General features: G+C 61.8%; 5 protein-coding genes. 2 read left to right on the top strand and 3 right to left on the bottom strand.

Features of this window, described 5'->3' with window-relative positions; all coding sequences use genetic code 11:
• On the bottom strand, positions 1-2,094 hold a 2,094-nt coding region (locus WB528_RS26190), incomplete at its 3' end, for a beta strand repeat-containing protein (RefSeq protein ID WP_423892178.1).
• Positions 2,095-2,694: 600 nt separating this feature from the next.
• Between WB528_RS26190 and WB528_RS26185 the strand changes: the two genes are divergently transcribed.
• The gene (locus WB528_RS26185; protein WP_423892175.1) at positions 2,695-4,257 is read left to right on the top strand and encodes a hypothetical protein; all 1,563 of its coding nucleotides are present in this window, start codon (positions 2,695-2,697) and stop codon (positions 4,255-4,257) included.
• 135 nt (positions 4,258-4,392) lie between these two features.
• On the opposite strand, the gene WB528_RS26180 is transcribed toward WB528_RS26185, so the two are convergent.
• Together WB528_RS26180 and WB528_RS26175 are read right to left on the bottom strand one after the other, a co-directional pair.
• A complete protein-coding gene (locus tag WB528_RS26180; protein ID WP_423892173.1) occupies positions 4,393-5,100 on the bottom strand; it encodes a methyltransferase in 708 nt (235 codons plus the stop codon).
• A 271-nt stretch (positions 5,101-5,371) separates the two neighbouring features.
• Positions 5,372-5,512, bottom strand: coding sequence for a hypothetical protein (locus WB528_RS26175; protein ID WP_423892171.1), 141 nt, complete (start codon positions 5,510-5,512; stop codon positions 5,372-5,374).
• A gap of 187 nt (positions 5,513-5,699) precedes the next feature.
• On the opposite strand from WB528_RS26175, the gene WB528_RS26170 reads away from it, so the two are divergent.
• Positions 5,700-6,320, top strand: coding sequence for a CarD family transcriptional regulator (locus tag WB528_RS26170; RefSeq protein ID WP_423892169.1), 621 nt, complete (start codon positions 5,700-5,702; stop codon positions 6,318-6,320).
• The last annotated feature ends 14 nt before the right edge of the window (positions 6,321-6,334 follow it).

The following is a 6,334-nucleotide window of genomic DNA, read 5'->3' as shown; positions in this document are numbered from 1 at the left end:
GCCCATGCTTTGCGCGCTCACGCCGAACGCCCCGGTGCCCGTGGTGCCCACGGTCCCGTTGGCGTTGATCGTGACCATGCCGCCACCACCGCCATTGCCGCCATTGCCGCCGGCTGCCGCCAGGGCGTCGCCGCTGTTGCCGCTGCCACCATTGCCGCCCGCGCTCAAGGCGTAAAGCGCGGCGGCATTTGAACCACTGGTCGCAAACGTGCCGCTCGATGTCAGCGTGATCGTGCCGCCGGATCCCGCATCGGCGCTGTTTCCCGCACTGGCGTTGACGAGCGAGAATGCGTGGCCACCATCGCCACTGTTGCCGCCCTGGCTCAAGGCGGCGATGCCATAGGCGCCCCCGCCGCTGGTCGTTACATTGGCGGTCGTGTTGACGGTAATGGTGCCTCCGTCTCCGCCCGCGCCGCCGTTGCGGGCATCCGCGTTGAACGAACCCAATGCGTTGGCGCCGTTGCCGCCATTGCCGCCGATGCTCTGGCCGTAAATTCCGGCCGCTTGCGCGCCAGACGTCGTGACAGTCCCGGAGCCCGTGATCGTGACGGTGCCACCGGTCCCGCCGCCGCCGCCATTGCCGCTGGTGCCATCGATTGTCAGGCTGTCGCTGGCATCGCCGCCGGTGCCGCCGTTGCCGCCGTGGCTCAGCGCCAGAATGCCGACACTGGGGATGGTCGCAAACAGGCCGACGCTGCCATTGCCGGTCGTGGTGAGCGAAATGCCGGTCGTCGTCACCGTGACGTCACCACCGATTCCGCCGGTCCCGCCGGGCCGGCCAACCGCCGTTCCGCCAGTCGCACTGCCGCCGTTGCCGCCGATGCCGCCATAACTGTTGGCCGAAATGCCGCCGCCGTTGGTCGTGATCGTTCCCGACGCTGTCACCGTCACGCCGCCGCCGGCACCCCCGTCGCCGCCGTCGCCGCCGCCAGTATTGGTAGAACCTCTTTCGCCTGCTGCGCCGCCCACACCACCCGCGCCGCCGAGGCTCTGCACATAGATCCCGAAGCTGCCCCTGCCCTGGGTGGTGATGGTCCCGCTCGTGGTGACGCCGATCACGCTGCCGACGCCGCCGGCGCCGGCATTGCCGCCGCTCGCACTGCCCGCGCTGTTGTCGTTCTCGCCGTCGCTGCCAGCCCCGCCCGTCCCCAGCGCCAGGATTCCGTTCGCCAATGTGAAGGGGACTGGAAGGATCGGCAGCGTGGTCGATCCAAAGGTCTGGATCGTTCCGGAGTTGGAGATCGTGATGGAGCCGGCGTTGGCGCCGATCGAACTGCTGTTTCCCGTCGTGCCGGCCAGCGAGGAAGCATAGATGCCCGAACTGCCGGCGAGTTGCGTGGTAATCGAGCCGGCATTGGTGACGCCGATATTGCCGGACTGCGCGCCGGGCGCGCCATCATCCTGACTATTGAGATAGCCATTACCGCCGACCGAGGCGGCATAGATTCCGTAGGCGCTGGTGCCGTTGGTTGCGATGGTGCCTGAAATCAAGTTCGTCACAGTCACCGTGCCGCCGGGACCGCCGCCCCCCGAGCCCGCATCAAAGCCGGCGTTTCCGCCGGCGCTTTGGACCGATATGCCGATCGCGTTTGCGCCCGCGGTGGTGATCGAGCCTGCATTGCCGACACTCACGGCTCCGCCCTGCCCACCAGCGCCGCCAGAATTAACGAACGGCACTCGGTCGGCACCATTTCCGCCGGTGCTCCTCACCAGGATTCCGGGCGCGCCACTCGTGGTCGAAATGCTCACGCTGGTGTCGGTCGTGGCCGTCAAGTCCGATCCTGCTACCCCGGCAGGCGCTGCGGAAACGCCGTTGGCTCCCAACGACTGGAAATTGATGCCGGATATCCCCGCGGTCGGCCCGATCGGCAGCGTCAGCGACTGGACGAAGAGGCTCGTGATTCCGTTGTTGGGATTGAGCGCAATGCCGGCCGACTGGTCGCCGGAGCAGGTCGTGACCACGCCGATCGTCGTGCACAGATCGTTAGCGCGCGCGCTTCCGGCGCCGATTGCGAAGGCAGCGGCGAGCGCCGGCAATGCCAGCCGGAACGGCAGGCAGCGAACGGTTAGTCTCCCGCCCCGGTTTCCAGACATCGCAGCCAATCGGCAAAGTCGAATTGCAAAACCGGAAACTCCCCCATGACACCTGCGCTGCCTAGGTCCCAAGAGGTCTTAAGACCTCCGAAATGCCGAGATGTGTTGCTTTGCAGACACATCTTGTTGCGAGCTGCCGACTGCGGGCGCCACGCCGCCCTTTAACAGGGCCGCCAAAGAGATATGGACCGAGTGTGAACCGCTTCATATGATGTCGGCATTGAGACGCGTAGTTTGACCCCGCCTGTTCGACGTGCCTTTAGCGCTGCTGCCGGTGGATCATGAATCAAGCCGACCGCAATACGTTCTGCATAAGAATCGCCGCAGAGGCGGCAGATCAGCATCAGCGGACCGGTACCGGCCGCGTCTCACGCGCGAACCGGAGAAACCGTCACACGAACGTGATCCGACTTCCCCCAAATGGGGGACGCGAGACCTTTCGACCCATAAATAATTGCAAACGCCTGCTTACGCGGTCGCGAGCAAACAGCATTCGGCGGCATTTCGCCTCCGTCAGCCACCGCGCGCCAAACACTGGCCTGATTGCGGCTACAGCCCCAAATTTTTTTGCAGGAGAAGTTCATTTAGAGGGAGAGTTCAATGAAAGAACGACAGCCCATTGCCGAAGCCTATTCTGCGTTCACCCGTATTGCGAGAATTTCAACCGTCGGTGCGATCGCCGCGTGTATTGCCGGTAATATGTCGTCGCTTGCGGTGGCGCAGCAAGCAGGCAGCAATTCCGGCGCAGACGTCCCGGCCTTTGCTGCCGGGATGATCGATCACATGCAGGCCATGCGGCGCTTCAAGGACCCCGATCAGAGCGTCCAACAAGCGCCGCCGATCATCCCCAGATTCGAGATCGATAACAACCCAGTAGGCGCGATCGCGACCTTCCAGCCCGGCGGCGCAACATTCCCGGCCAACAACCCGTTCTTCCAAAATCTCGGCACCAACGGCCGTACCTGCTTCACTTGCCACCAGCCGCAGACCGGCTGGACGGTCAGCGCAGCCGGTGTCGCTGCGCGGTTCGCCGGCAGCAATGGAACGGATCCGATTTTCCGCCTGGTCGATGGCGCGACCTGCCCAACCGCCAACGTCTCGACCCTGCAGGCGAAGCGGCAAGCCTATACGCTGCTGATTGAGAAGGGGCTGATCCGCATCGGCTTGCCGATGCCGAGCGGCGTGCAATTCGCGGTGACGTCGGTCGACGATCCCTATTCCTGCAACACGAATCCCGTAACCGGCCTCACCAGCCCGACGACCGGCATCGTGTCGGTCTATCGGAGGCCGCTGCCATCGACCAATCTCGGTTTCCTCAGCACGATCATGTTCGACGGCCGCGAGCCCAGTCTGACCAACCAGGCAATGGACGCAACGCTCGGCCACGCCCAGGCAAACGCGGCCCCGACCGCCGCGCAGCTCGCCGAGATCGTTGCGTTCGAGAGCGGCATCTACACAGCTCAGGAGATCGACCGCGTTGCCGGAGTGCTGCACCGCGACGGCGCTCTTGGCGGTCCGGTGACGCTGTCGTTGCAATCGTTCTTCATCGGCGTGAATGATCCATTCGGAAATAATCCGACCGGCCTACCGTTCACGTCCAACATTTTCGATATCTACCGGCCGTGGCTGAGCGCACACGGACACGATGAGCACGATGTCGAGCGGCGCCTGTCGATCGCGCGCGGCGAAGAGGTGTTCAATACGACCAACATCAACATCACGGGCGTAGCGGGCATCAACGATGCTCTTGGGGTCGCGAGCTTTTCGGGATCCTGTGGCACCTGCCACGACACGCCCAATGTCGGCGATCATTCCGTCAAGGCGCCGCTCGACATCGGCATCGCCGATGCGGGCGCGAAGAGACCGCCGGTACTCGACACCTCTGGATTGCCGGTGTTCACATTGACCTGCACGCAGGGGAAACTCGCCGGGCAGGTGTTCAAGGTCACCGATCCCGGCCGCGCGCTGATCTCCGGACAGTGCGCCGATATCGGCAAGATCAAGGGTCCGATTCTCCGCGGGCTCGCGTCGCGAGCGCCGTATTTCCACAACGGCTCGGCCGCAAGCCTGCTGGAGGCGGTGAATTTCTATGACCAGCGGTTCGGCATTGGATTTACGGATCAGCAAAAGACCGATCTCGTGAACTTCCTGAATACGCTGTAACGTAGAATAATCCATCGAGAAGAGGCCCCCATCGAGCCGGGGGCCTCTGCTCTGAGTCTGCTTTCAGTATGGATCACCGTGGTTCGCGGATCCCGCGTTTAACCCCTGCTTCTCGACGATGCGAGCACCTCGACCCTAGCTGGTGCTCGCTGCCTCGCCCGCTGACACAGGCTGAAGCAGGTAGAACGCCGAGCGGAATCCGAACTGCATATAGAGCAAGCTCAAAAGCAGCAGCGACGGAGATTTTAAGGGCATGCGGCGAACCGCCATCAGTTTCATGCCATGCGCCGCCGCAAGTCTTTCGATCAGGCCGCGGAACCAGATCGGATACTGAATCAGCAGGCGGCCGTCTCCGGCGAGGTGCTTGCCGACCTGGGAAAAAAGAATCGGTAGATAGCGTGTCGAGGTCGCGAATTGCCGTTCCGGATTTTCGAAGTCTGCCTCGAGATATGGCGGATTGGCCAGGATGAGGTCGAACTTGCCTTCGACGCGGGAGAACATGTCACTTTGCTTGACCGCAACGTTGCGGAGCCCGTTAAGCTTGCAATTCTCCGCGGTGTTCGCGACTGCCGACGGACTGATATCAACGGCCAATAGCTCGCGCACCTTCGGCGCACAGAACACCGCGCCTACGCCGCTGCCGCAGCCGAGGTCGAGCACCTTGTCGCCCTCTCGGCAATAATCGGCACAGGCGTGCTCGTTCTCGAGCGGCTTGTAGACGCCGCGATAGATGACCAGCCGTTTTCCGTCGATGGTGATCGAGGGCCAAATCGAATTCAGCATCCCCACATAGGGATACCAAAAGGCCATGAACGCGCGCTTCGCAAAAGACCAGATGATCATCGGGGGCAATCCTGCTGCTGAAAGCGCGATTTTCTCAAAAAACCGTTAAGAATTATTATCCCGAGAGCGCCCGCTTTGGCCCAAAAGCGGGAATCATGGCGAATGGCGAGGCAATACGGTCAGCGCGAAACGCGGCTGCCTGTCATTTCGCGGGCTCAGGCGGCTCGATCACGTCCTGCACTCGGGCCATCGCGAAGCTCGCGTAAAAGCTGACCGGCTTCTTTAACATCCTTGGTATCCCGGCCTTCTGTGAACCAGCCGTGGATGGGCGTCAGCAACGCAAGCAGAACAGCACAATCAACTGACGCCGTTCACTTGTCGATGTGTCGGCCAGAGGCGCCGCCGATTTCTCGAGCACCTTCTCCTCCAGGCCGTGGGACTTGAGCCATTCCGAAAGCTTTTTCGAGTCCATCAAGGTGTTCCGTGTCCTTGCGGCTATGTTGCTCAATTCACAGGTTGGGAACAAGTTGCCAGGAAGCCACACACTTTGGAGGAATCGTGTCGTCCGCGTCATCGGCGTAGAAGCGCGCAGAGACGCGCCTTAATAGTAGTCGAGCAACCGAAGAAGCGCACGATCGAAGAAATGGATTCACCGCACTATGAATTTGGAACATCGACGGTTCGATAGCTCGGACCAGACCCATGAGGCCCGAGTCGAACTCCCGGTTGAAGGTGATGGCGGCCAAATACGGCGACCTGAAAATCTTCTTGAATTCAGCAAGGACGAATTTGTCGTTTATCCCGCTCATGGTGTTGGTCAAATACAGGGGATCGAGGTTCAAACAGTTGCGGGGGCCAGCCTGGAATTCTTCGTCATCCATTTTGCGAAAAGCAGGATGAAGGCGCGCGTTCCCACGCAAAAAGCGGTGCGCATTGGCATCCGCAAGCTGTCCAGTCCCGGAGCTATCAAGCAAGTTCGACGGACTTTGAGCCAGGCGGCCCTCAAGGCGCGTATCAATTGGGCTCGATTGACAAAAGAATACGAAAGCAAGCTCAAATCGGGCGATATCGTCGCGCTGGCGGAAGTGATGCGCGATCTGCATCGGCGCCCCGCCGAGTCTGAACAGAGCTATAGCGAACGGCAGTTTTACGCCACCGCGCTTGATCGATTGTCTGGAGAAGTCGCTCTGGTGGAGCAGATCACCGAAGAAAAGGCCGCGCTGGAGCTTGAGGGCTTGTTGATGGGTAGACCCGGCAGAACACCCCACGGCCGTTGTTGAGGCAAAGTTGGGCC

This window comes from Bradyrhizobium sp., assembly GCF_049586575.1.
Taxonomy (GTDB): domain Bacteria; phylum Pseudomonadota; class Alphaproteobacteria; order Rhizobiales; family Xanthobacteraceae; genus Bradyrhizobium.
The sequence above is the reverse complement of the archived record's forward strand: the minus strand, read 5'-3'. Positions and strand labels throughout refer to the sequence as shown.